This window comes from Kaistia sp. UC242_56 (assembly GCF_044452255.1).
GTDB lineage: Bacteria > Pseudomonadota > Alphaproteobacteria > Rhizobiales > Kaistiaceae > Kaistia > Kaistia defluvii_A.
This window is the reverse complement of the sequence record NZ_JBIOAN010000002.1, coordinates 2,106,292-2,129,957: the sequence shown is the minus strand read 5'-3', so window position 1 is coordinate 2,129,957 and position 23,666 is coordinate 2,106,292. Positions and strand designations below refer to the sequence as shown.

Here is a 23,666-nt window from a genome sequence, read left to right as displayed (position 1 = left end):
ATCAGACCTCCGAAACGAGTGTCGTGCGCGGCAGCGCCGCGACTTCGCGGGCGCCGACGAAAACCAGATCGACGCCGCGCGGAAATTTCGCGCGGTTGGCGGCGAGTTGAACGGCAAGGCCCTCGGGCCGGGGCGAGAGATCGAAGCGGGTCCGATCCTCGATGCCGGGGCCGGTAAGTTCGAGATCGCCGCCGGCGGCGAGCGTCTCGACGGCGACGGCGATCGTCGTCGAGCGATCGGGATACTCGTCGGTCCCCTGCGCGAAGCTGGCGAGCGTCGGCATCGCCGCCACGTCGGCGACCAGCGCGAAGGCGGCGTCGGATGGGTTGGCGACCAGGCGGGCGCCGGTATGGAAGCGGAGATAATCGACGACCGACTTCGAGGCGGCGAGCGTCTCGTCGAGCCAGAGCGTCGCCTCATGGTCGGCCAGCGTCAGCGCGACGGCGGCGAGTTCCGGCGTCAACGGCGCGGGGGCGTCGAGGGCTGCCGGGAAAGGCTGGATCGAACCCGGACGCGCCAGCGCGTTCATCAGGGCATTAAAATGCGCCTGCGCCTCGATGACAGGATCGGCAAAGCCGGCGGTGATAGCGAGGGCGGACATCAATCCTCTCCGCGAACCATGGTGAAGAAATTGACCCGGGTCGCGGCGACGCGGCGGGCCTTGGCGGCGGCTTCCCCGGCGATCCGGTCGCGGATCGGCGTCAGCACGCGCTCGACGGCGGCGCGCTCCGGACCCTGCCAGAGCGCGTCCAGAATGGCTGATATCCGCGCCTTGGCGGTATCGCGGCCGAGCTGGTAGGCGAAGCCGGTGCGGCCGTCGTCCAGACGAACCGCGGCGCGCGTGACCGTCGCCTCGCCCAGGTTGAAGGCGCGGCCATCGCCGCCCATCCGGCCGCGCAGCATGACGAGACCGTTTTCGGTCCCGCGCAGATCGCTCGCCGCCGGTATCTCGCCAACGCCCTGCAGCGCGTGCTCGAGCTCGGCGGTCGTCGCGCCGGTGCAGGTCGCCATCACCGCCTGGCGGGCGGCAATATCGGGGTCGGTTGCCGGCTTGGCGCCGTTCGCTTCATGTCGCATGACCAGATCCATCACCTACGAGGCTTCTCATTCGAGTTGTCTAATGATATAGACAACTGCATGAATAGGTCCAGTGACGATTTGATGACAGACACAGTGCTCCCGGCCGACGACAACGGCGTGACGGAAGTGGCCCGCGGCCGCGGCATCGCCGCCTGGCGGCAGATCGCCGACGAGATCGAAGCGGATATCCGCAGCGAACGCCTGCGAGCCGGCATGCAGCTGCCGACAGAGAGCCAGCTCGCCACCCGCTTCGCGGTCAACCGCCATACGGTCCGGCGCAGCTTGTCCGAACTCGCGGCGCGCGGCCTGGTGCGGGCGACGCAGGGGCGCGGCACTTTCGTCGAGGCAAGGCCGCTGCCCTACCCGATCGGCGCACGCACCCGCTTCTCGGAAAACGTGTCCCGCGCCGGGCGCGAGGCCGGCGGCAAGCTGCTGGAAGCGTATGAGACGGTGGCGGATCCCGGCGTCGCCAAGGCGCTGGCGATCGCGGAGGGCGCGCCGGTTGTCCGGCTCGACACGGTCCGCATGGCCGATGGCAGCCCGATCTCGCTCGGCAACGCCTATTTCCCCCTGCCCCGCTTTGGCGGGCTGGTCGATGCCTATCGCGCGGTCGGCACGGTGACACAAGCGCTGGAAGCCTGCGGCGTCGGCGATTATCGCCGGCTGGAGACGCGGATCTCGGCGCGGCCGGCCGGCGTCGAGGAAGCGCAGAAACTCGACCTGGCGCCGGGTCGCCTGCTCCTGACGGTCGAGAGCGTCAATGTCGATCCGGCCGGCACGCCGATCCAGTTCACCCGCGCGGCGTTTTCCGCCGACCGGACGGAACTGGTGGTGGAGAGCTGAGGGGCCTCAGGGAGAGGTTGAGGATAGTACGTGCTTCGAGACGCCGCTCTGCGATCGGCTCCTCCGCATGTTGGGTTTGAAAGCCTCTCCAATAGGAAGAGGCCTGCGACGGCCAAGACCTGTCAGCAGACCTCCAACGCAACATGCTGAGGAGCCGATCGCAGAGCGGCGTCTCGAAGCACGCACGCCCCTTCGGGACAGCCCTCAAACCATCTTTGACTTGCCGATCACCGCCATGCGCAGCTTGGACGAGATGAAGTCGATAACCGCGACGGTGACGAGGATCATAAGGATCAGGAAGGCGACCTGCTTCAGCTCGAGCACGCGGATCAGTTCGGTGAGATACGCACCGACGCCACCGGCGCCGACAATGCCGATGATCGTCGCCGAGCGGACATTGGATTCGAAGAAGTAGAGCACCTGGCTGGCGATCACCGGTAGAACCTGCGGCACCAAGCCGAAGCGGACCTGATGGGCCTTGCTGCCGCCCGACGCCGCGATGCCCTCGGTCGCCTTGCCGTCGGTCGCCTCGATCGCTTCGGAGAACAGTTTTCCAAACGCGCCGAAATCGGCGCAGGCAATGGCAAGCGCGCCGGCGAAGGGGCCAAGGCCCACGACGTTGATCCACATCAGCGCCCAGATCAGCGTGTCGACCGAACGGAACACGTCAAAGGTCCGGCGGGCGCCGAAATGGACGAAGGGGTTGGGAATGACGTTCTTGGCGGCCAGGAACGCGACCGGAAAGGCGAGGATCGCCGCCGTCAGCGTGCCGAGGAAGGCGATCGAAAGCGTTTCGCCGAGCGCGATGGAGAAGGCCATGAACCGGCCTTCGGGCGCCGGCGGGATCATCAGCACGGCGAACTGACCGAGCCGGTGCAGGCCGTTCCAGATTCGCACCAGCGAGAAATCGAGCCAGACCATGGCGCCGAATGCCAGCAGCGCCATCGCCAGCGGCAGCCCGATCATGAACACGCGCCGCGTCGCCGACTGGGCGAAGGCGCCGGGGTGGCGTCGTCGGAGACCGTCGAGATCGGCCAGCGCCGTTTCGCGAATGGCGCGCTTGCCTGAGGGCATCGTAGAGGAAGCCGTGTTCATCGCATGCGCTCCATGCCGATCAATCGATGACGAACCTGTTCGGTGCCGAGATCGATCAGGATCACGGTGACGATGATCATCAGGAGGATGGCGCTGACGTCGGTGTAGTAGAAATTGCGGATGGCGATCAGGAATTCCTGGCCGATGCCGCCGGCACCGACGAAGCCCATGACGCCTGCACCGCGGACATTGATCTCGAAGCGCAGCAGGGCATAGGAGGCGAAGCCGGACGAGACCTGCGGCAGCACGCCGAAGCGCACGACCTGCAGCCAGGAGGCGCCGGTCGCCTGAAGACCCTCGACGGGCTTCATGTCGATGTTCTCGACCACCTCGGCGAACAGTTTTCCCAACGCGCCGACCGTGTGGATCGTCAGTGCCAGCACGCCCGCCATCGGACCGAGGCCGAAGGCGATCACGAAGATCAGCGCGAAGACGATATCGGGAACGGTGCGGCAAAATTCGAGGAAGCGCCGGGCCACGAACCGCGTCGTCTTGTTGCGGACGAGGTTGGCCGAGGCGAAGAAGCAGAGGCAGAAAGCCAGAATACCGCCCAGGAACGTGCCGAGATAGGCGATCAGGATCGTCTCGACCAGCAGCCGGAACCAGGCGCCGAAATTCCAGTACCAGCTGGCCATGTCGGCGAAGAAATTGCCTAGGGTCAGCGTCGGCAGCGTGCGTCCGATGAAGGAGCCGAAATTGCCGATATTGGTGATCAGCTTCCACGGGCGGATATCCGCCATCTGGCCGCTGATGACGATCAACACCGCGAGGACAGCGAGAACGCCGAGCGTCTTCATCCGCTTGGCCGCAACGGAGCTGGCATAGGCGCGGCTGAGCGCCGCCGCCTGCTGGTCCGGAAGCTTTGCAATGGCGGTTGCCAAGAGCCGTCTCCGCTCGTTCTTCGTCCGCCCCGAGGGACGAACAACCGCGACATGCGGCCGGTTACGAAAAAGGCGGCCGGATGAACCGGCCGCCTCCCGAAAAGGCTGGAAGAGGCTTAGGAGCCCTTCTTGCGCTGCTCGTCGTTGAACTTGACCATGTCGATGATCGGCTGGAGCGTCGCCGGCTCGATCGCGACGAATTCCTTGTCCTTGCCGTCCGAGAGGCCGGCAAACGCCTTGGCATCGTTCTTCGGCATGTCGAGGAAGGCCTGCTTGATCTGGGCCTTCAGGTCGGCCGGCAGGGTCGACAGCACCGAGAACGGACCTTCCGGCAAGAAGTCGGTCTTGAAGACGATGCGGAAGTCTTCCTTCTTCATCGGCTTGCCATCGGCATTCTTGAGGACGCCCTTCGAGATCATGCGGGTCAGGTTGGAATCGTCTTCCGAGTTCCAGGAATTGGCCGCGGCGTCGACGGTGCCCTGGGCGAGCGCGAGGACGGCGTTGTCATGGCTGCCGGCGAAGATCGCCTTGCCGAAGAACGAGTCGACGTCCTTGCCATCGCGATGCAGGAAGAAGCGCGGAGCGTTGTTGCCCGAGGTCGAGTTGGAGTCGACCAGCGCCAGCGTCTTGCCCTTCAGGTCGTCGATCGACTTGTAGGGGCCGTTGGCGAGCGTGTAGATCACCGAATAATAGCCGGTGGCGCCGTTCGAATGACGCGGCACGACGACCGGGTCGACTTCGACGCCGGTCAGCACGGCGCGGGCATAGGAAGCCGGGCCGTACATGGCGATCTGAGCATTGCCTGCGCGCTGGGCCTCGATGACGGCGGCGTAGTCGGTGGCGACGGCCAGCTTGACCGGAACGCCGAGCTGCTTGCCGAGATAGTCGGCCAGCGGCTGGTAGCGGTCGGCGGTGGTCGAGGCGTTTTCGGCCGGGATGACGGCGATCGTCAGCTCGGGATACTGGGCCTTCCAGTCAGCGAAAGCGGGCGAAGCCACGCCGGCCAGCGCCAGGCCAGCGACGGCGGCGCCGATAAGGGTACGACGGTTCAACATCGGGTAGTCTCCAGGTTTTGGCGGTGCCGTATCGACACCGATTTGGAAGCAGTGCTTGGGATCAGGCCGCGGCCGCGATGGCGCCGCGGAAACGTTCCGGCGCAACCGCCGGATCGAAATCGAGAACATCATCGGCCTCGAGGCCGTAGAGGTCGCGGGCGACATCCTCGGTCAGCTCTTCGGGCACGCCGTCAAAGACGACGCGGCCGGCCGACATGCCGATCAGCCGATCGCAATAGGTGCGGGCGAGATCGAGCGAGTGCAGGTTGCACATGACGGTGATGCCGTAGTGGCGATTGATGCGCAGCAGCGCGTCCATCACGACCTTGGTGTTGCGCGGGTCGAGCGAGGCGATCGGCTCGTCGGCCAGGATGATCTCCGGTTCCTGCACCAGCGCGCGGGCAATCGCCACACGCTGCTGCTGTCCGCCGGAAAGGCTGTCGGCGCGCTGGGCGGCCAGCGCCGAGATATCGAACTGCTCCAGCGCCAAAAGCGCCACGGCGCGATCCTCGTCCTTCCAGAGCTGTAGCAGCGAGCGCGGCGTCGAGACGGTGTTGAGGCGGCCCATCAGGACATTGGTCAGGACATCAAGGCGGCCGACCAGGTTGAACTGCTGGAAGATCATGGCGCAGCGGGCGCGCCAGTCGCGCAGCTCCTTGCCGCGAAGCTTGGTGACGTCGACATCGCCGAAGCGGATCGAGCCGGCGGTCGGATCGACCAGGCGGTTGACCATGCGCAGCAGGGTCGACTTGCCTGCGCCGGAGCGTCCGATCACGCCAACAAAGCTGCCCGAACCGATCGTCAGGCTGACGTCGCTGACGGCTGCCTTGTTGTTGAAGTGTCGTGCGACGCCGTCCAGAACCAACATGCAATGATCTCCTCGTTGGGCGGATCATGCATTTTCGAAGCAAATCTTTTGTGACAGGCAACCTACCCTGTGCACCACTGTGGAAGCGCGCGAAGACAAAGTAGAAATCGACTTCGCCGGCTCATTCATCGTTGCGTCACACAGTCGGGACGGCGCGCCACCGACAGAATTCGTGTCAGGGATTCTTGGCAGCGCAGCCCACCTCCCTCCGGACGGCGCGGCTCACGGTCGGAGGCAATTACAGGCGGCTCTCCGCCTAGGCGCCCTCGCCCCGGATCGCGGCATTGATCGCAGCCGCGGCCGCCTGCGCCGCGTCGCGAACCTCGCCGATCGGCCGCCGGCTGTAGCTCGTCGCGACATAGGGCACGGTGAGAGCCGCGACGACCCGGCCATCGCGGCTCCAGATCGGGAAGGCGAGATCGGTGATACCGGGTTGCAGGCTGTCCGGCTCTTCCTCGAAACCATGCTCGCGAATGATGGCAAGCCGCCCCAGCATGGTTGCGCGCTCCGCCTCGGGAACGGACAGATCGAGCCAGTGGCGCGCCAAGGCTTCGGGCTCGAAGGCCATCAGCATCCGGCCGGTGGCGCTTTCAAACAGCGGAAACGTTGCTCCGGCCCGCACGCGGAATCCAAACGGGCTCGGGCTGTCGATCTGCGCGATGACGACGACCCGCCCGGCATCATGGATGCTCAGATTGCTGGATTGGCCGATCGCTTCGCTCAAGCTGCGCATCGCCGGCAGCGCCATGTCGATCAGGCCGCGCATCGGTTCCTGCCGGTGGGCGATCTCGAACAGCATCAGCGACAGGAAATAGAGCCCGGAGGGGCGCGCGCGGAACAGGTAGCCGCGCCGCTCCAGCGTCACCAGCGTGCGGTAGATCTGGTTGACCGAGCGGTCGACCGCCGCAGCTATTTCGCCGAGCGTCATCCCCTCCTTGCTGCCGGCCAAAAGCTCGAGGATATCGAGCGCCTTGTCGAGCGCGGGCACGCCGTAGTTCGGGCTCTCGATTCCGGTGTCGGCGACCATTTGGCTGTCCATGGCTGCGGCCATCTCCAAGGCGGATGGCAGAGGGATGGATGACCTCCTACAGGTCGACGCCCATCTCCGCCACCATGCGTCGGGCGATCGTCTGGTTGATGTCGGCGGGAACCGGCTGGGCGCCCTCGACCAGCGCTGCGCGGCTGTCGCCTGCGACCCGCGCCAGCGACAGCGCCTGCAGCATGAAACCGATATCCATCGATTCGATCGAGTTGCCCTTAGGCTCGCGGCCGGCGAGATTGAACATCCGCCCATCCGCCACCAGCACGACATGCCGGCCATCGGCAAGCTCGATCCGTTCCAGCGAGTTCGTCCACCAGTTCCGAGCCGGTCGCCTGCGTCCGCAGGGCTGCAACGTCAATCTCCCACGGGAAATGGCCGGAATTGGCGAGGATCGCGCCCGAGCGCATCCTTGCGATCGCCGCTTCGCCGATGACGCCGGGACGGCCCGTGGCGGTAATGAAGACCTCGCCCCAGCCGGCCAGGTCCTCGATCTTTCCAACCCGATAGCCGTCGAGGGCCGCTTCCAGCGCCTTGATCGCATCGGTCTCGACCACGGCCACGCGACCGCCAAGCGCGTCCAGATATTGCGCGATGCCGCGCCCGCACCAGCCATAGCCGACCACGACGAAACGGCGGCCAGGGATCATCAGATTGGTGATCCGCATAAAGCTTTCGACGATCGACTGGCCGACGGCGTGGCGGTTCTCGGCGATCTGCTTCAACGGGCTGTCGTTGATGACGATGACTGGGAACGGCACCCTGCCGGCGAGCTCGTCGCGCAGGCGGTCGCCGCCGGATGTCGTCTCCTCCGTGCCGCCGCGTATCGATCCCTCCGTGCCCGCCTCGATCGCCAGCGCGACCAGATCGGCGCCATTGTCGAGCAGGATGTCGGGACGGGCAGCAACGACCTTGGCGACGTTCTTCAGGTGCTGGTCGATATCGTCGTCGCGCTTGCCGTAGAGCTGCATGCCCTTGGCCTTGAGCACGGCGACGATATCGTCCTGGGTCGAGCCGTGATTGCCGGTTCCGACAATCGCCGCGCCGCCGGCCTGCAGCACTTCGAGCAGTACCGCCGTCTTCGGCTCCAGATGCAGCGAGACACCGATGGAAAGGCCAGCGAACGGCCGGTCGCGCTCGAAATCGGCGCGGACGCCGGCCAGCAACCGCATGCGCGAGCGAATCCAGTTGATCCGCTTGCCGCCGCGCTCGATCCGTTCGCTCTCCGTCAAGGTGTCGGCCATGTCCCGTCTCCCGCATACATTTCCTATGCGAAAAACTTTTTCATATTTGTCGAGAGCGAGTCAATCCTGCCGCTCCCGTCCATCAGCTATGAAAGGTTGTTGGGCGGCCTCAGCCGCGCGGGCCGAACAGGTCGATCACTTCCAGGCTCGCGCTGCGATTGAAGGTATGCAGGCCGGTATTGTCGCCCCAGGGCAGCACCATCGCCGACAGCGTCTGCGCATAGGCCTCGGACGTGAGCGTGCGGATTTCGGCAAAGCCCAGTGCCGCGCCATAGAGCCCGTCGCAATTTTGCACCGGCCGCACCAGCCGGCCGCCGATCTCGAGGATACGCCCGGCGGGACGCGCGGCGTTAAGATCGACCATCACCGGATTGCCGGGATGGGGCTGCCATGGGCCGAAGGGCGACGGCGCGCGATAAAGCGAGAGCGCATCCCAGCTCGACGTCCAGCGCTCCCGCGAGCCGGCGAACATCCACCAGCTGTCGCTGACCTTCTGCAGGGTCGCATCGCCGAGATCGACATTTTCCAAGAGCACCGAATGCAGCGTCCAGCGATCGGGGAACGGATCGGCGCGATAGAGCTCGACGGTGCGGCGCGCGGATGTCTCCGGGATCATCCAGTGAGCGCCCTCATGCTCGAACAGGAACGGATAGGAGAGATGGCAATCGGTCTCGAAGATCACGCGCGGCCGATCGATCTTGCCATCGCCGTCGATCTCGCTGAGCGAAAGGACGCCCTTGCCCGTCGCATAGGGGAATTCCTCGACGAAGAGATAGCGCTTGCCGTCGCGTTCCCAAAGGAATGGGTCGGCATAGAAGCGCTGGCCGTCATCGGCGAGCCGGCGAAAGCCGGTCGGCGTGATCACAGGCAATTCGTCACCGCCCGTCCGCTCGCGCCAGGCGACGAACCAGTTCGGCGCGCGGCCCAGTTGCCTTTCGATCCGATGGCGCACGCGGGCAGACAGCGATGCGGCAAGGAAGCCTGCCGCCGAACGATTGCGCTTGGCCGGAGCCGGAGGAGCGGCAAGGCTGCCCGCCGGGATACCTTCGACGAGCCGCGCCGCATCATGCACGAGCATGTGGGCGGCGCGGCCGAGCAGCATGCCGAGCGCCGCGGTCGCGCTGCGCGGATTCTCGACCGCCGGCCGCCAGACGGAAAGAACCCGCGAGGCCCCCTCGATCGCCAGCACAGTTTCGAAACAGGGCGCGCGCTCGTCGAGCACCGCCGCCAGCGCGCCCGCTTCCAGCGGCTCGCCGTCGCATCGGATCGTCAGCACATCCCCCGCGCGCTCCTCGCTGCCGTCGCCACAGAGATCGATCCGAAGATCCGGATTCCAGTCACCATCCGCGATTGGCAGATCGGGCCAGCCAGCGTGGGTCGCCAGGGCGCCGTGTTCGGCATGGAAAAGCGTGCGCTCCAGCCAGAACAGGGTCTCGGCGGATTTCGGCAGGCCGCCGGTCGCCCTGCCCTTGGAGATCCTGACTTCGCATTCGGGAAGCGCGCGCAGGCCAGCGACAACTTCGACCTGCCAGCCGCGCAATTCCGCCGGGTCGAGCCGGATATCGATCCGCATGGCATCTCTCTCCTTGGCGCGGCGCGCATTCGGCATTACGGCTCGATACGATACATTTCCGGCACGCGGAACGAGCAGGCTAATGGCAAAGCGTAAGTATCTGTTTTACACGCGTTCGCTCGCCGGCGGCGGCGGGGCGGAGCGCGTCTGGGCTCTGCTCGCCTCGCATTTCGCGTCCCAGGGCGACGAGGTCATTCTAGCTGTCGATGGCGCGGGAGACGACGCAACGCCGCTCAACCCCGCCGTCCGGCTCGAGATCCTGAAGCCCGGCAACCGGGCCAATATTGCCGGGCTCGCCCGCCTGCTGCGCCACTTCAAGCCGGATGTGGCGCTCTCCGCCCTTTCCGGCAACGCCACCAAGCTGGCGCTCGCCAAGGTGGTATCCGGCAGCCGCGTGCCGCTGGTCGTCTCGTTCCATGGCTTCCAGGAATACCGGACCGGCAAGCTCAGCGCCGCCGCCTATTACGGCATGCCGATCCTGACCAAGCTGTGCAGCCGGATCGTCTGCGTCTCGGAGACGCTGAAAACCGTGATGATCGATCGCTGGGGCGCGGAAGCCGGCAAGACCGTGCGGATCTACAATCCCGTGCCGCTACCGCCGACAGAGGTCGACGCCGGGAGCCTGGCGGCGCGACCGCCCGCCGTCGTCACCGTCGGCCGGCTGTCGCGCGAAAAAGGTTTTGGCGACCTGATCGAGGCCTTTGCCCGCGTCGCGACCCATCATGCGACGCTGACGATTGCCGGCGAAGGGCCCGAGCGCGGCGCGCTGGAAGCGTTGATCCGCGAGCATGACCTCGGCTGGAAAGTGAACCTCGTGGGCTACACCGACCCCGCGCCGCTCTACGCAAAATCGCGGCTCTGCGTGATCCCGTCGCGCACGGAAGCTTTCGGCATGGTCGCGGTCGAGGCGCTGGGTGCCGGGCTGCCGGTCGTTGCCACCGCCTGCGCGGGCCCGCGCGAAATCCTCCAGGGTGACACGTTCGGCAAGATCGTTCCAATTGGCGACACGCGGTCGATGGCGCATGCGATCGATGCGGCTCTTGCCGACCCCGGCGATCCGGCGCCGCGCATCGCCCGGGCAAAGCTGTTTTCGAGCGAGGCCGGCTTTGCCGCCTGGCAGGCTCTGCTCGACGAGATCGTGCGCGAGCGCCGAGGCGGCTAGCTCCGGGCCGCCGCCAGTTGCCGGTGACGCTCGAACAGCTTCGGCATCTGCACCTCGGTCGAATAGGGAACCGCCCTGGCGCGGATCGCGGCGGGATCGAGCTGGCCGGACTGGATCTCGTCCCAAAGCTTCAGGAAGCCAGCGGTCATCGCCTCCGCAGAGGCGACCGGATCCGCCGGCCGTTCAACCAGGAAGCCGCTTTCGCCGTCCACAAGCAACGGATCGAATTGCGGCAGGCGGATCGCCCCTACGGGGCGACCGGTCGACAGCGATTCCAGGAGGTAGCAGGGCATTCCCTCGAAGAACGAGGTCAGCACGCCGGCATGGCATTGCCGCATGATCGCCGCGACGCCCTCGGAATTCTGGAAGCCGTGCCGGATCGTAAACGGCTCGATCGCGGCGAATTCGGCGAAGCGATGGGGATCGCTGGTGCCGATATAGTGAAACTCGAAACGGCCGCCGCGCGAACTCGTGCAGCCGGCGCGTCGTCTCGAACATCAGGGGCGGGTCCTTGAACGCATCGAGGCGGCCCGCAAAGACGATCCGGAACACGTCGCCTTCGGGAAAGGGCGCCAGCGCAAAGCGGTCCATGTCGACCGAGACGGTCAACAGTTCCGACTTCGCCACGAATTGCGGCATCACCTTCTTGAAGCGCTCGATGATGTTCTGGTTGACGCAGACGATGCGGCTCGCGAGCCGCAAGGCGATGCGCTCGTTGACGGCATTGATGTACCAGAAGCGCTTGATCAGCGAATCCATCTGGTCCTTGCGGCTGCCCTCGCCATGCACGAGCTGCACGACGGGGCGACCGAGCATCCGTCCGATCGGCGCGAACTCGAAGCGCTGCAGTTCGGTCGTCGCCCTAGGCGAGGCACCCGCGCGGCGGATGGTCGGCAGATACCGTAGCGCGCCCAGCGCGAAGCGCAGCGTCACCGATTGCCAGAGCTTCTTGGCTGCGCCGTGGATCTCCTTGCCGGGGATATGCACGACGGGCAGGAAGTCGATCGTGTGGTCGCCGACCGGAAGCTTCACCACCTTGCCAAGCTCGAGATCGCCGCGCTCGTCGACGCCGACCAGCAGCACCGAGAAATCGGGCGGGTGGCGCTCGAACATCAGGCGGACATGCGTTTCGATGCCGCCAACCTTGGAGCCGCGCGGATCAATCGGATGCAGCATTGTCAGGCGGTGTTGCATTGCCCGGTATTCCTCAGCCGCGACGCGAGCCCTTTAGCAGATAAGCGATGTAATAGGCCATGGAGCGCGCATAGCGCATGCCGAGCCGGCGCGGTTCCTGGAGAAAGCGCCAGACCCATTCCGTGCCGGTGCGCTGGAAAGCGACCGGCGCGCGCTTGCTGTGGCCGGAGATGAAGTCGAGCGCGGCGCCGATGCAGATATAGACGACGCTGCCGGCGCGCTGCGTGGCGGCGTGGGCGAACAGTTCCTGCTTCGGCGCGCCGAGCGCGACGAAGCATATGCCGGCGCCGGACGCAGCGATCCGGTCGGCGGCAGCCCTCGCCTCCGCGCCGTTCGGGTCGAAGCCGCGCGGCGGCGATTCCGATCCGGCGATCACGAGCCCCGGAATTTCGGTCCGCAGCTCCGCCGCCGCGGCATCGCGGATCGTGTCGGAGGTGCCGAACAGATGGATGGAGACGCCTGCCTCGGCCGCCGCCTGGCAGAGCGGCACGACCAGATCCGCGCCGGTGACGCGATCGACCGCCGCCCCCTGGCGACGGGCGATGCTGACAACCGGCGCGCCATCGGCGGTGACATAGGTCGCGGCCGCATAGGCGTCGCGAAAGGCGGCATCGTCGCGGAGCTTCACCAGATGATCGAGATTGAGCGTGAAGACGGAACCACCATGGCCGCTCCGCGCATCGGCGATGACGCGTGCGATCAGCTCGGCCTGCGTCGCGACATTGACGCGACCGGCATCGATGCGCACGAGGTCCGCCGGGCCTGCCGATCGCTTGATGTCAGGGCTTGCCATGGTCGTCCGCTCGCATCTTCTCGAGTGCTTCAACGCCTGTCGGATCGCGAAGGCGACGCGGCGCCGGCGGCAATCCCGCGACCCGCACGACGTCTTGTCCGCTACCGGTATAGCTGAGAAGGTTAAAAAGACTGGAACCGCTGCCGGCACAGGTGACTTCATGAGATTTTCTCGTCGGGATGTTCTGCGCATGGGCGCCGCTCTTACCGCCTGCGCCGCATCGCAGGGCAGCCGCGCCCTGGCCCAGACGAACGAGGAGACGCTCGGCGCCATCGCACAAGAGTCGGGCATCACCTTCGGAACGTCGATCGCCGCGGACACGATGGAGATCCCCGCCCAGGCGGCGCTCTACCTGCATCAGGCGCGGATCTTCACCGTCGACTGGGCGCTGATGTTCGGCAATCTGCGGCCCGAGGCAAACCTGTTCCTGCCGGGCGACGCCGAGGCCATCCTGGCTTTTGCCGACGCTGGCAACCTGCCGGTACATGGCCACGCGCTGGCCTGGAACGAAAGCCGACCGGAATGGCTGATGTCCCTGTCCAAGGCCGGGAAGCAGAAGGCGCTCGACCGGCATATCGACGAGACCGTCGGCTATTTTGCCGGACGATTGCCATCCTGGAACGTCGTCAACGAGCCGTTCTGGCCGGGCCATGGTCTGGATGGCGGGTTTCGCGACGGGCCCTGGCTGCAGGCGTTCGGCCAGGACTATGTCAGCCGGGCCTTCAAGCGGACACAAGCGGCCGATCCAAAAGCCCGGCTCGTGCTGAACGAAGCGATGGCGGAGGTCTGGAGCGAAGACGGGGCCAAGATCCGCGCCGGGCTGCTCAAGCTGGTCGACCGTCTCCAGCATGACGGCGTGCGGCTCGACGCGGTCGGGCTGCAGGGCCATCTCGACCCGGCACGGCCTTACGACGATGCCGGCTTCGCCGACTTCCTGCATCAGCTTGCCGAGCGCAATATCGACATCATGATCACGGAACTGGATGTCGATGACAGCAGCCTTCCCGACGACATCCCGACGCGTGATGCGGCCGTTGCCGCCCGCTACCGCGATTTCCTGAGAGCGGTCCTTGCGGTGCCGGCGGTGAAGACCGTGATCACCTGGCAACTTGCCGATTCCGCCAGCTGGTACGACCACGCCGCGCGCGAGGCGGATCCGGACGCGAAACGTCTGCCCCGCCCCCTGCCCTTCGACGCGGCCTTCCGGCCCAAGCCGGCGGCCGACGCGATCGCCGAAGCCCTGAGGGATCGCCGGATCTAGCCGCGCGCCGCAAGCTTCGCAGCCAGGCGATCGATCAGTTGCGCGTGATCCCGGTCGGCAGCTGCGTTCCAGCGATCGAGATTGTCGCGCGCGAGCGACGCAGCGGCGGCAAGGCCATCCGGGGCGTCGATGAGCCGGGCGCGGATCTGTTGGGCCGCCGCATCCGGCCGGGCCGGATCGACGAGCAGGCCGGACTCGCCCAGCGCCTCGCGAAATACCTTGATGTCGGCGGCGATGGTCGCGAGACCGCCATGCTGCGCCTCGAGCGGCGCGAGGCCGAGGCCCTCGTCATGCGACGTGGTGATCAGCGCATGCGCGGCCGCGATCAGGTCGCGGACTCGATCCGCTTCCTGATAGCCATGCAGCGTGACATGCGGCATCGCCTTCAGCGCCTCGACCTCATTGCCCCAACCGAGCCTGCCGACAATGTCGAGTTGCGCATCGATGCCGATCGCCTGCAGGGCGGCCACGATGGCCGCTGCCGCACGCAGGTTCTTGCGCGGCTCGACCGTGCCGATGGCGATCAGCCGGAGCGGCTGGCCCTCTGACCAGGAGCGAGGCCGATTGGCCTGATCCGCAATGCCGAAGACATCGCGCACCCGGGGCCGATAGAGCGAGATGTCGGCGTCGGATCGGGCGAAGGCGGCGACCTCGGAGCGGGTCGTCTCGGAGTTGACGAGCAGCCATGGCAGACGGCGCAGGGCGAACCGGAAAGCGGGCGCCATGTAGGTCCGGGCGCGCCAGTTCAAATCCTGCTTGCGGGTCAGCAGGAAGGTGTCGTGAATATAGGGAATGACCCGATCGCCAAACAGCGACAGGGGAATTGACGGCGGAAAGCCCGGACAGAGCGCCAGCGAGCGCCGGTTGGAAGCCAGGCGCGCCGGCAGGCGCATGGTCTGCGCCACGATCATGCCGCGCGTGCCGGAAGCGCGCAGTGGCTCGACGGCAAGGGGCGCCAGGGCGGCTGCGGAAAACAGCTCCAGCGTGATCCGCTCCAGCCCCGTCACATAACGGCCGAGATGGCTCTCATCGACATAGATAATGGGAGCCTGGACCATGGTTTCACGCCGTTGCCGTCGCAGGGGGCGTTTCGACGACGATGGTGGTCGCCCTTGTCGCGACCATGCCGCGCAATTCCGGCACCAGATGCTGGAGATCGGCGAACATGGCGCGGATTTCCGGGGAGTCTACCTCCGGCGCGTCCACGACCATGACGACGTCGTCGGCAATGCCGATCAGGGCGTTGAACAATGCCGGCGGACAGGATGGCCCGAGATCGACCACCACCCGTTCGAAGCCGTCCGCGACATCACGGATGGTCTCGACCAGGCGATCGCCGTGGAAGCCGATCTCATGGCGCAATCGGGCGCTGGCGGCGGGGAGAAGCACGATCGAGGTATCCTCGAGCCGGCTGCCGATGGCATCGGCTTGGGCGTGATTAAAGTCGACATCGAGAATGCCGTGGACGTCGCGGCCGATCAATGATGAGCCCGTGGTCACGGTGCCGCTACTGGCATCGATCAGCAGCGTCTCGACCGATTGTTCCGCCATGACGCGCGCCAGCCCGTAAGCCACGGCGGCGATGGCGCCGCTGGCGGCGGTGCCGAACAGGACATGCACGGCCGGGCCTTCGGTATCGCCGGGCCGGGTCAGGGCCTCGGCGATCGCCTGGAAGGCAGGACGGGAGTCGACGGCGACACCGCCGAGCAATTCGCCGGCGGCCTCTTCGGTCAGCGCACCGCCGCTTGCCAGCGAGCCCGGCACGCCGATTTCGGCAAGCACGTCCGGAGACACGCTCCCTTCAGCTGCGACGGGTTCTGGTTCAGCCTGCGGCAAGACCGGATCCTCGAGGACCGGAAAAGTCTCCCGCACCACCGGCCGGACCGGCCGTATCCGTCCCCGATAAAGCGCCAGCGCCAGCCCGACGCCGAGCCCGCCAATGCCGGCCAGTCCCAGGATGATCTTCTTGCGCGGTGACGAGGGATAGAGCGGCACCTGCGCCGGGCTGATGATGCGCGCGTCGGAGACCTGCAGGTTTTCCTGGAGGCCCGTCTCCTGGGCGCGGGCGACGAAGGCGCGATAGACGTCGCGGCGGATCGCCGCCTCGCCTTCGAGATCGCGCAAGGCCACGCTGGCGTCGCTGGTCTCGTTCACCTTGCGGGTGGCGGCCGCCAGCGCCGCGGCGGAACTCGCCACCTGCGACTTGGCGAGGTCGGCCTCGACGCGGGCGCGCGCCACGAGCGTATTCAGCTCCTGCGTGATCAGGCTGCGGCTTCGCGCGATGTCCGCGCCGATCGCCTGCATGCGCGGATGGCGATCGCCCAGCGTCTGCTGCAGTTCCGCCTGCTCGCGCAGGGCCATCGCATATTCGACCTTCAACCGCCCCAGCACGGGGGAATCGATCGACGACAGTGCCGAGGCGAGATCGCCGCCGGTCGTCCGCGCGATCGCGTCCAGCTTGGCGAGCCGGCTGGATGCCTCGTCTGCTTTCAGCCGCGCCGTGACATTGGCCTCGTTCAACTGCTTCAGCGTCTGCTCGTCGACCGGCCGCCCGTCGACCTGGACGACGCCGTTCTCCTTGCGATAGGCCTCGACCCGGTCTTCCGCTTCGCGCGCCTTGGCCTTGAGATCGTCGATCTGCCGCGCGATCAGCAGATTGGCCTGGCGGGCGGCGTTCTGCTTCGCCTCCGTCAGGCTCGCCATGAAGGCTTCCGCGACCGCGATCGACAGGCGGGCAGCCTTTTCCGGCGATGTCGAGGAAACGATGATGTCGATGACGTAGGTCTGGGCGCCACGCTCGGCGCGTACGTGCCGTGCCAGCGACGTCAGCACCGCGTCCATGTCGGAGGGATTGCCGGTGCCGCCGAATTCCGGATCATCGATCAGGTTCTCCCGCTCGACCACCTTGCGCAGCGTGCCCGATGCGGTAACGAGGTCGACCTGCGTCTCGATCCAGCTCAGGTCGACGCCCTGGGTCGGGCGCACGACCTCGGGCCCGACGAGCTGCTTGTCGCGCGGATCGAGCAGGACGCGCGTGGTCGCCTGGTAGATCTTGTCGGCCAGGTAGGAATAGGCAAAGCCGGCGCCGAGGAACAGCGCCATGGTCAGGATGATCAGCAGCCACTGGCGGCGCAGCAATCCGAAAAGGGCCGACAGATCGATAGAATCCGAGGCAGGGTCGAACACCCCGCCGCTTTCGGCCGCCAGCTCCGGCGGTCGAGTCATCGAAAAATTGGCCCTGGCCGCCATTGTCTTCCAACGGACGAGATCTGAATCCGCATGGTTCACGGGTCGCCGGTCCGCCCACCCGGCCCAACGACTATGGCGACGCGCGATTAAGGATATCTAAACGATAATTTTCGCGCATCCGCGACGTTTTCAGTCTCACGCGACCACGAGAGCCGGGGCCGGCAAGGCCATTTTCCTGACGAACATTTCCATTCATCATGGCCGGGGAATGAACGGTTAACGCTATCGACAGGAAACCGGCCGCAGCAGGACGAATAGCCGTATAGCTCGTGCGCGCGCACGCCTCTGTCTAGACGGACAAGTTCAACGGTATGGTGACGACCTCCCCTCGCCGAGACCGACACATCGACGCCCTGCGCGGGCTCGCTTGCGTGCTGCTCGTCGCCTACCACGTCATCGGTAACGACCCCGAACATGGCATGCACATCGTCGCCCATAATGGCTGGCGACTGTTCACCGAGCTGTTCATCCACATCCGGATGCCGCTGTTCTCGTTCCTGTCCGGCTTCGTCTTCCAGGCCTATGTCGCCGACAGGGCGGCGCTCTCCAGCGCCTTCGGCAAGAAACTGCGGCGTATCGGCATTCCCTTCGTCGTCGTCTCCACGCTGTTCTATCTCTGCTTCGGCATCATCAACCACGACTTCTCGCAGCCGATCTGGCAGATCTACATCCTGCCCTACGAGCACTACTGGTATCTGCAGGCAACCATGCTGATCATGGCGGCGCTGCTGGTCGGCAGCTATCTCGCCGGGCACCATGCGCGCGCCTTCCTGACCGGGCTGTTCCCCATTGCCTGCGCGATCTTCATCGCGGCCCCGACCTTCGATCCCGACATCTTCGCGATCGGCTCCGCGCTCTATCTGCTGCCCTATTTCCTGCTTGGGCAATTGCTGAAGATCTGGTCGCTGAACCGCCGGATCGGCGACGTCCCGGCGCGGCGGCGCGCGGCGGTCATCGTGTTCGGCGTCGCCGTCGCGATCCTGTTCCTGCTCAATCTCGGCCAGTATGAAGGCTGGAACACGCTCAACTTTGCCCGCCAGTCCGCCTTCGGGCTGCTGTTCGGCCTTTCGGCCTGCCTGTTCCTGTTTTTTTCGCCGCTGGAGTGGCGGCCGCTCGAATTCGTCGGCGCCTACTCCTACACGATCTACCTGTTCCACGTGTTCTTCACGGCCGCCTTGCGCAAGGCGATCGGCATCGCGGATCCCGGCCTGCCGCCCGGCATCTACTTTGCCGCTGCGCTTGCGGCTGGCCTGTTCCTGCCGATCCTGCTGCACAAGGTGCTGGTCCGCTGGCGCTGGAGCGCCCTGCTGCTGCTCGGAATTACGCTCCGGCCCTCCTCCCGGCCCCGGTCCGACGAAGCCGGGCCCAGGCAGGAGAAAGCCGTGCTGCCATGAGCGCCTCCTGGACCACGCCGGTCCATCGACCGATCCGCATAGCGCGGCCCATCGGGCTCGCGACCGGGTTGACGGTGGTCACCATCGCCGTGCTGTTCCTGGTCTCGTCCAAAGTGCTACAGGCCCTCGGCATCCCCTATGCGTCGACCGGCGGATCGCCCCTGACCAAGTTTCACCCCGCCACCTTCCTGTCGCTGGCGGCGCTCGGCACCTGGGCCATCGTGATCGGCCCCGGCCGGCTGCTGGCCGCGCTCGCGGCGCAGCGCCCCGGCATTCTCGTCTTCGCGATGGCGATCGCTCTGCTGACCTTCCAGGCGGCCGTGGTGCAGCAACTGCCCATCTCCGCCGTCGTCGACACTTTCGTGCTGCCGCTGGCGCTGTTCATCTCGATCCTGGCGCTCCGTGCCAGCGTGATGGAGCGCCTGGTGATCGCGCTGCATCTCTTCTTTCTGCTCAATTCCACGCTCGGCTACGCGGAGTATTTCACCGGCTGGCGGCTGACGCCCTATTATGAGGGCGGGGTGCTGATCACCTATGACTGGCGCTCGACGGCGCTGCTCGGCCATCCGCTCATCAATGCGCTCGCCACCGGCCTGTACCTCCTGATCCTGAGCGGACCCGGCGGCCGGCGCTTCGACCTGCCGGTCCGGACCTTCCTGCTGATCTACAGCCTCGGTGCCATGGTTGCCTTTGGCGGACGCGCCGCGACCGTGATGGCGCTGGCGTTGCTGGCGGCGCGTGGCCTGTTCAGCCTCGCCAAGGTGCTCTCCGGCCGGCCCTTCGGCCGACGGGATGCCTTCGCCGTCATCGTCGTGCTGACCCTGATCGCGACGATCGGCTCGCTGCTGGTGCAGGGCGGTGTCCTCGACACCTTCCTCAGCCGGTTCGAGGACGATTCCGGCAGCGCCGCGACCCGTGTGGCCATGTTCCACGTCTTCGACGGCATGGCGTTGCGCGACCTGTTCTTCGCGCCGGACCTCGGCCATGTCGCGTTCCAACCAGCGCCGGCTCGACCTCACCATCGGTATCGAGAGCTTCGTCGTCGCCTTCTTCGCCTATTACGGCATCGTCACCACGCTGGTGTTCTTCGCCGGCCTCGCCTTCTTCGCCGCGGAAATCATCCGCACGGTCGGCACGCCGGGCCTTGTCCCGCTTGCCTATTTCTTTCTCGTTTCCTCGACCTCGACCGGCATCGCCAACAAGACCACCGACATGGCGCTGATCATGGCAATGATCCTGATCGGGCTCGACCGGCGCTTCATCCCGCCCATCTCGGACGGACGGTCCTGATGCTGATCCGCCAGACGATCCGCTACCTGCCGGCCCAGCTGCTGTCGCCGGCATTCCAGCTGCTCTCCATGGTGGTCTGGACCTATTTCCTGCCGCCGGGGGAAATGGGCTCCTATGTGCTCATCACCGCGACCCAGGAATTTGCCTATCTGATCGCGCTCTCCTGGTTTTCGGTCTATGCGCTGCGCTTCATGCCCTTCGAGCGCGGCCGGTCGGAGCGCAGCGATTTCCTGCATACCGAAGCGGCGATCATCGCGCTGTCGGTTCCGATCAGCCTGATCGCGGCGCTAGCGACGGTGGCGATCATCGACGAGACGCAGGTCTCGCTGCAGACGGTGCTGATCACCGCCTTCTTCTTCGCGACGCGCGGCATCAACACCCACTATTCGGAGCGGGCGCGGGCGCAGTCGAACATCTTCGCCTACACCATGCTGCAGATCCTCGGCCCGATCCTCGGCTTCGGCTTTGGCCTGGCTTTGCTGACCTGGTGGCAGCCGACCAGCGAGGCGCTGATCCTTGCCTATGGCGTGGCACAACTCATTGCCAATTTGGTCGCCGCGCCGCTGATCGGCTTCGCCATCCTGCCGCGCCGGATCGACAGCGCCATCTTGCGCGCCGCCTTCGCCTATGGCGGTCCGATCCTGCTGCTCTATGGGCTTGGCTGGATCGCCGAGAACAATTTCCGCTATGTGATCGGCCATATCTCGGGCGCGGCCGCCTTCGGCCTGATGGCGGTGGGCTGGGGCCTCGGCCGTCGCTGCGCCTCGTTCGGCGCGATGCTGGTCGCCGCCGCCGCTTTCCCGATTGCCGCGCGCCTTCTCAACGAAGGCAAGCGGACCGAGGCGCTGGCTCAGCTCGCCACCACCGCCGCCCTCCTGATCGGCGTCATGGCGCCGACCGTCGTCGGCATCGCCATGATCAGCACGCCGGCCACCGATCTGCTGATCGCCGAGCCCTATCGCGAGATGACCAAGGCGATTCTCGGCCTCTCGGCGCTCGCCGCCGCCATACGCTTCCTGCATGTGCATGTCAGCGACCAGATCTTCATCCTGGAGAAGCGGCTGAGCTATGCCGGCATCGTCGACATCGTCGAGATCGTCGCCGCCGTCATCCTGACGATTGCCGGGCTGCTGCTGCACGGACCGGTCGGCGCCGTCATCGGCACGGCGCTCGGCTCGGCCATGGCCGCGATCGTCAGCATGTATCTCGCCATGCGCAAGCTGGACTTCGTTCCCCCGGTCCTCGACATCGTCAAGGTGCTGGCCGCCACCGGGGCGATGGCGCTCGGCCTCGCGGCAATCCCCACGGCGCAGAGCATCACCGCGCTGGTGCTCACCATCCTGTATGGAATGATCGTCTACGCCGTCGCGATCCTGGTCGCCTATCGCGGCGAGGCTCGCGGCATCCTGCAGCGCCGGCTCGATCGCAGGGCGCAGGCGTCCGCCTGAGCCTCAGGCCGCGCGGCGCAGGACCTTGCGGGCCAACCGCTCGATCGAGGGATGGCGCTTCACGAACGCCTTGGCGCCCTCATAGCCGACGGTTCCCCAGCCGCGCCAGGAAACGCTCTCGTGGATGTTGAGCAGCGGGATGTGCTCGACCTCGAAGCTGCGCTTGTGGCCGTAGTCGCCGATGGTGAAATCGAAGGTGCGGAAGCCCTGCCGGTGCAGCGCTTCCATCGTGCGCTCGATCAGCAAACGGCCGGGCGAGCAATTGGCCCACTCCCCGCCCGCCGTGCTGATGCGCACCATCGAATAGTGATCGCCATGCGCGATGCCGAACAGGCCCGCGACCAGTTCATCACCGGCCGTGAGCGCGGAGAGCTTGGCCGAACCGTCCTTCAGCCCGTCCAGCAGAAGCTCGCGATAGAAGGCGTCATAGTCGGGCTCGTCCAGCAGATAGGGCAGACCAAGCGACCGGATGCGCGCGCTCTGCTGCGCCGTGAGGTGCCCGTAGATCTTGCCGACCGTCTCCGGATCCTCGGCAAAAACGAACTGGGCCCGTTCGTCGCGCGTGAACACGCGCCAGAACCGGCCGAGTTCCTTGCGGTTGTCCTTGGCGAGGCTGCGCAGCCAGGTCTCGTAGTCCGTATCGATGCGGACATAATTGCCGAAGAGGTTGGAGACCTCACCGCCAAGCGCCTGCACCAGCGGATTGGGGCGGTCACCGATCTTCGTCAGCACCTTGGTGAATTCGATCAGGTCGGCCTGCGGCAGCGCGGCGCGTACCGCGCGCCACAGCGAGCGCGCCCCGGCCTCGTCGGCCGGCGCAGCGGGTCCCAGCAGCGGCGCGTTGTAATCGCTGATTCCGAGATCGGCGAATTCGACCGTCCGCAGCTTCTCCCGCCGCAGGATCAGCGGCAGCGCCAACGCGTCCTGGCCTTTGGAGTCAGCGACATGAACCAGCAGCGGCTCGACATCGGGGCGGCCGGAAAAGCTGGCGTACCAATGCGATAGCCAATGTTCCGTCTGGAACGGCGTCACCGGAGCGTCACTGGCGAAGAAGGGCCGCCAAATCGGGGCCGCCTCTTGCCAGGATCCATGCACGGTGACCGTCCAGCGGTCACCCGGCGCGTTGGTCATCGTGAAGCTCCCCCGATCGTCGCGACCTTCCAGACGGAATCTCAGACGACATAGGCGGGGATATCGACGATGTTGGTGGTCGTTCCTGGCGCCAGGCGGAAGTCGACCGGCAACATCTTGCGCTGCTCGCGCTTGTACCAGGGGCTGCGGCGCCAGCCGGCCTGCAGCACGGCCTTGGCCCAGAAACCGGCGCCCTCGGTTGCGTTGCGCTTCGGCGAGACGCCGAAATGCTTGCGCAGGATGCCATTTGCAACCGTCAGCATCTGTTCGCGGCGGATCTGCTCCGTCCAATGCTCGGTGGTCATCGAGACGCTGAGCTCGTCATGGTTCTCGACGCGGTGCGGCGCGTTCAACTCCCAGGTCAGCATCTGGCCCGGCTCAAGATCGAGAACCAGCGCATGCCGGTCGAATTCCGGATCATAGCGAAGCGCCGATTCCAGCCCCGTCAGCGCGATCTTTTCCAGCTCTTCCTGCGGCAGATAGGGCTCTTCGGCGGGATAGATGTAGACCCGCTTGCGGCCCATGATCTGCCAGAGCGCCTGACCCGGCAGGTCGGCGTGATAATGCGCCTTCGCATTGGGCGAGGAGATCAGGACACCCATCTCATGGCTGAACGAGTCGAAGCCCGGCACGCGTTGCTCGACTTCGCCATAGATCGACATCAGCAGGTCGTAGTAGCGCTTGTCGACAAGCTTCAGTTCGCGCAATTGCAGCCACAGGCCGCCGGAGGCGATCTGGGCCATGACTTCATGACCGCTCAAGCCGCCGACTTCGCCGCGGCGCCAGATCTTCTTCTCTTCGCCGCGCGAACTGGTGCGCATCAGAGAATAGTGTTCGATCGGGTAGCGCTGGATCAATTCCGCCAAGGCGTCCTTGGAGAACAGCTCATTCTGGCTCAAGGAATGATCGATCCGGAGCGGCTTCTTGCCCCAGTCACGGCTCAGCTCATCCGTCCAGTTCCTGAAAATCGTTTCCGGCACGACAGCCTCCGTCAACAGCGCGGAATTCTTGACTACAAATTTAACGAAAATCGGCAAGCCCAGCCACCGAATTAGCGCAACAGCGT

Annotated in this window: 21 protein-coding genes and 1 pseudogene; 5 read left to right on the top strand and 17 right to left on the bottom strand. The window is 66.0% G+C overall.

Annotation, left to right across the window (positions count from 1 at the left end):
* Position 1: 1 nt before the first annotated feature.
* Both phnH and phnG read right to left on the bottom strand, forming a co-directional pair.
* Positions 2-601 carry a phosphonate C-P lyase system protein PhnH gene (gene phnH / locus ACHMWQ_RS12710; protein WP_396307742.1) on the bottom strand — a complete coding sequence of 200 codons (600 nt, stop codon included), beginning with the start codon at positions 599-601 and terminating at the stop codon, positions 2-4.
* Positions 601-1,077 (bottom strand): phosphonate C-P lyase system protein PhnG, encoded by a 477-nt coding sequence (phnG, locus tag ACHMWQ_RS12705; RefSeq protein ID WP_396307741.1) that lies wholly within the window; start codon positions 1,075-1,077, stop codon positions 601-603. The genes phnH and phnG overlap by 1 nt, the downstream gene beginning before the upstream one ends.
* Positions 1,078-1,161: 84 nt before the next feature.
* On the opposite strand from phnG, the gene phnF reads away from it, so the two are divergent.
* Positions 1,162-1,923 (top strand): phosphonate metabolism transcriptional regulator PhnF, encoded by a 762-nt coding sequence (phnF, locus tag ACHMWQ_RS12700; RefSeq protein ID WP_396307740.1) that lies wholly within the window; start codon positions 1,162-1,164, stop codon positions 1,921-1,923.
* Between the two features lie 204 nt (positions 1,924-2,127).
* Here phnF and phnE (ACHMWQ_RS12695) read toward each other — a convergent pair whose 3' ends face one another.
* The 8 genes from phnE (ACHMWQ_RS12695) to ACHMWQ_RS12660 form a co-directional block, all read right to left on the bottom strand.
* Complete coding sequence (phnE, locus tag ACHMWQ_RS12695) at positions 2,128-3,018, bottom strand: phosphonate ABC transporter, permease protein PhnE (RefSeq protein WP_396307739.1); 891 nt, start codon at positions 3,016-3,018, stop codon at positions 2,128-2,130.
* Complete coding sequence (gene phnE / locus ACHMWQ_RS12690; RefSeq protein WP_396307738.1) at positions 3,015-3,899, bottom strand: phosphonate ABC transporter, permease protein PhnE; 885 nt, start codon at positions 3,897-3,899, stop codon at positions 3,015-3,017. Before phnE (ACHMWQ_RS12690) ends, phnE (ACHMWQ_RS12695) begins: the two co-directional genes overlap by 4 nt.
* A gap of 116 nt (positions 3,900-4,015) precedes the next feature.
* Positions 4,016-4,954 carry a phosphonate ABC transporter substrate-binding protein gene (gene phnD / locus ACHMWQ_RS12685; RefSeq protein ID WP_396307737.1) on the bottom strand — a complete coding sequence of 313 codons (939 nt, stop codon included), beginning with the start codon at positions 4,952-4,954 and terminating at the stop codon, positions 4,016-4,018.
* A 61-nt stretch (positions 4,955-5,015) separates the two neighbouring features.
* Positions 5,016-5,822: a phosphonate ABC transporter ATP-binding protein gene (gene phnC / locus ACHMWQ_RS12680; RefSeq protein ID WP_396307736.1), complete on the bottom strand. Its 807-nt coding sequence runs from the start codon at positions 5,820-5,822 to the stop codon at positions 5,016-5,018.
* Positions 5,823-6,078: 256 nt separating this feature from the next.
* Positions 6,079-6,861, bottom strand: a complete 783-nt coding sequence (locus tag ACHMWQ_RS12675) for an IclR family transcriptional regulator (RefSeq protein ID WP_396307735.1) — start codon at positions 6,859-6,861, stop codon at positions 6,079-6,081.
* 46 nt (positions 6,862-6,907) lie between these two features.
* Complete coding sequence (locus ACHMWQ_RS12670; RefSeq protein WP_396307734.1) at positions 6,908-7,108, bottom strand: hypothetical protein; 201 nt, start codon at positions 7,106-7,108, stop codon at positions 6,908-6,910.
* A complete protein-coding gene (locus tag ACHMWQ_RS12665) occupies positions 7,080-8,105 on the bottom strand; it encodes an adenosylhomocysteinase (RefSeq protein WP_396307733.1) in 1,026 nt (341 codons plus the stop codon). Before ACHMWQ_RS12665 ends, ACHMWQ_RS12670 begins: the two co-directional genes overlap by 29 nt.
* Positions 8,106-8,214: 109 nt before the next feature.
* On the bottom strand, positions 8,215-9,678 hold the full coding sequence (locus ACHMWQ_RS12660; protein ID WP_396307732.1) for a hypothetical protein: 1,464 nt from the start codon (positions 9,676-9,678) through the stop codon (positions 8,215-8,217).
* 82 nt (positions 9,679-9,760) lie between these two features.
* Here ACHMWQ_RS12660 and ACHMWQ_RS12655 point away from each other — a divergent pair, with 82 nt between their 5' ends.
* Complete coding sequence (locus ACHMWQ_RS12655) at positions 9,761-10,840, top strand: glycosyltransferase (protein ID WP_396307731.1); 1,080 nt, start codon at positions 9,761-9,763, stop codon at positions 10,838-10,840.
* On the opposite strand, the gene ACHMWQ_RS12650 is transcribed toward ACHMWQ_RS12655, so the two are convergent.
* The 3 genes and pseudogenes from ACHMWQ_RS12650 to ACHMWQ_RS12640 form a co-directional block, all read right to left on the bottom strand.
* Positions 10,837-10,989 carry a hypothetical protein gene (locus tag ACHMWQ_RS12650; RefSeq protein ID WP_396307730.1) on the bottom strand — a complete coding sequence of 51 codons (153 nt, stop codon included), beginning with the start codon at positions 10,987-10,989 and terminating at the stop codon, positions 10,837-10,839. The two genes, ACHMWQ_RS12655 and ACHMWQ_RS12650, sit on opposite strands and share 4 nt — an antisense overlap.
* 54 nt (positions 10,990-11,043) lie before the next feature.
* Positions 11,044-11,235 (bottom strand): annotated as a pseudogene (locus tag ACHMWQ_RS12645) (hypothetical protein); the annotation flags it as partial.
* 812 nt (positions 11,236-12,047) lie between these two features.
* Entirely contained in the window at positions 12,048-12,827 is a 780-nt protein-coding gene (locus ACHMWQ_RS12640; protein WP_396307729.1) for a WecB/TagA/CpsF family glycosyltransferase, read from the bottom strand.
* A gap of 190 nt (positions 12,828-13,017) precedes the next feature.
* Here ACHMWQ_RS12640 and ACHMWQ_RS12635 point away from each other — a divergent pair, with 190 nt between their 5' ends.
* Positions 13,018-14,088 (top strand): endo-1,4-beta-xylanase, encoded by a 1,071-nt coding sequence (locus tag ACHMWQ_RS12635; RefSeq protein WP_396307728.1) that lies wholly within the window; start codon positions 13,018-13,020, stop codon positions 14,086-14,088.
* Here ACHMWQ_RS12635 and ACHMWQ_RS12630 read toward each other — a convergent pair.
* Positions 14,085-15,146, bottom strand: a complete 1,062-nt coding sequence (locus ACHMWQ_RS12630; RefSeq protein WP_396307727.1) for a glycosyltransferase — start codon at positions 15,144-15,146, stop codon at positions 14,085-14,087. The genes ACHMWQ_RS12635 and ACHMWQ_RS12630 overlap by 4 nt on opposite strands.
* Positions 15,147-15,150: 4 nt before the next feature.
* Complete coding sequence (locus ACHMWQ_RS12625; protein WP_396307726.1) at positions 15,151-17,313, bottom strand: Wzz/FepE/Etk N-terminal domain-containing protein; 2,163 nt, start codon at positions 17,311-17,313, stop codon at positions 15,151-15,153.
* A gap of 335 nt (positions 17,314-17,648) precedes the next feature.
* On the opposite strand from ACHMWQ_RS12625, the gene ACHMWQ_RS12620 reads away from it, so the two are divergent.
* Both ACHMWQ_RS12620 and ACHMWQ_RS12615 read left to right on the top strand, forming a co-directional pair.
* Positions 17,649-18,731 carry an acyltransferase family protein gene (locus tag ACHMWQ_RS12620; protein WP_396307725.1) on the top strand — a complete coding sequence of 361 codons (1,083 nt, stop codon included), beginning with the start codon at positions 17,649-17,651 and terminating at the stop codon, positions 18,729-18,731.
* Entirely contained in the window at positions 18,728-21,469 is a 2,742-nt protein-coding gene (locus tag ACHMWQ_RS12615; RefSeq protein ID WP_396307724.1) for a VpsF family polysaccharide biosynthesis protein, read from the top strand. The genes ACHMWQ_RS12620 and ACHMWQ_RS12615 overlap by 4 nt, the downstream gene beginning before the upstream one ends.
* A gap of 3 nt (positions 21,470-21,472) precedes the next feature.
* Here ACHMWQ_RS12615 and ACHMWQ_RS12610 read toward each other — a convergent pair whose 3' ends face one another.
* Both ACHMWQ_RS12610 and ACHMWQ_RS12605 read right to left on the bottom strand, forming a co-directional pair.
* Positions 21,473-22,600 carry a GNAT family N-acetyltransferase gene (locus ACHMWQ_RS12610; RefSeq protein ID WP_396307723.1) on the bottom strand — a complete coding sequence of 376 codons (1,128 nt, stop codon included), beginning with the start codon at positions 22,598-22,600 and terminating at the stop codon, positions 21,473-21,475.
* A 41-nt stretch (positions 22,601-22,641) separates the two neighbouring features.
* A complete protein-coding gene (locus ACHMWQ_RS12605) occupies positions 22,642-23,580 on the bottom strand; it encodes a hypothetical protein (protein ID WP_396307722.1) in 939 nt (312 codons plus the stop codon).
* Between the last annotated feature and the right edge of the window lie 86 nt (positions 23,581-23,666).

Excerpts from the sequence above, each read along its gene's own strand:
- ACHMWQ_RS12660 (WP_396307732.1), bottom strand. The coding sequence starts at position 9,678 with ATGCGGATCGATATCCGGCTCGACCCGGCGGAATTGCGCGGCTGGCAG.
- phnG (WP_396307741.1), bottom strand. The coding sequence starts at position 1,077 with ATGCGACATGAAGCGAACGGCGCCAAGCCGGCAACCGACCCCGATATT.
- phnD (WP_396307737.1), bottom strand. The coding sequence starts at position 4,954 with ATGTTGAACCGTCGTACCCTTATCGGCGCCGCCGTCGCTGGCCTGGCG.
- ACHMWQ_RS12640 (WP_396307729.1), bottom strand. The coding sequence starts at position 12,827 with ATGGCAAGCCCTGACATCAAGCGATCGGCAGGCCCGGCGGACCTCGTG.
- ACHMWQ_RS12620 (WP_396307725.1), top strand. The coding sequence starts at position 17,649 with ATGGTGACGACCTCCCCTCGCCGAGACCGACACATCGACGCCCTGCGC.
- ACHMWQ_RS12630 (WP_396307727.1), bottom strand. The coding sequence starts at position 15,146 with ATGGTCCAGGCTCCCATTATCTATGTCGATGAGAGCCATCTCGGCCGT.
- ACHMWQ_RS12625 (WP_396307726.1), bottom strand. The coding sequence starts at position 17,313 with ATGACTCGACCGCCGGAGCTGGCGGCCGAAAGCGGCGGGGTGTTCGAC.
- ACHMWQ_RS12655 (WP_396307731.1), top strand. The coding sequence starts at position 9,761 with ATGGCAAAGCGTAAGTATCTGTTTTACACGCGTTCGCTCGCCGGCGGC.
- phnF (WP_396307740.1), top strand. The coding sequence starts at position 1,162 with ATGACAGACACAGTGCTCCCGGCCGACGACAACGGCGTGACGGAAGTG.
- ACHMWQ_RS12610 (WP_396307723.1), bottom strand. The coding sequence starts at position 22,600 with ATGACCAACGCGCCGGGTGACCGCTGGACGGTCACCGTGCATGGATCC.
- ACHMWQ_RS12650 (WP_396307730.1), bottom strand. The coding sequence starts at position 10,989 with ATGACCGCTGGCTTCCTGAAGCTTTGGGACGAGATCCAGTCCGGCCAG.
- phnH (WP_396307742.1), bottom strand. The coding sequence starts at position 601 with ATGTCCGCCCTCGCTATCACCGCCGGCTTTGCCGATCCTGTCATCGAG.
- ACHMWQ_RS12665 (WP_396307733.1), bottom strand. The coding sequence starts at position 8,105 with ATGGCCGACACCTTGACGGAGAGCGAACGGATCGAGCGCGGCGGCAAG.
- ACHMWQ_RS12615 (WP_396307724.1), top strand. The coding sequence starts at position 18,728 with ATGAGCGCCTCCTGGACCACGCCGGTCCATCGACCGATCCGCATAGCG.
- ACHMWQ_RS12675 (WP_396307735.1), bottom strand. The coding sequence starts at position 6,861 with ATGGACAGCCAAATGGTCGCCGACACCGGAATCGAGAGCCCGAACTAC.
- ACHMWQ_RS12635 (WP_396307728.1), top strand. The coding sequence starts at position 13,018 with ATGGGCGCCGCTCTTACCGCCTGCGCCGCATCGCAGGGCAGCCGCGCC.
- phnC (WP_396307736.1), bottom strand. The coding sequence starts at position 5,822 with ATGTTGGTTCTGGACGGCGTCGCACGACACTTCAACAACAAGGCAGCC.
- ACHMWQ_RS12670 (WP_396307734.1), bottom strand. The coding sequence starts at position 7,108 with ATGTTCAATCTCGCCGGCCGCGAGCCTAAGGGCAACTCGATCGAATCG.
- phnE (WP_396307739.1), bottom strand. The coding sequence starts at position 3,018 with ATGAACACGGCTTCCTCTACGATGCCCTCAGGCAAGCGCGCCATTCGC.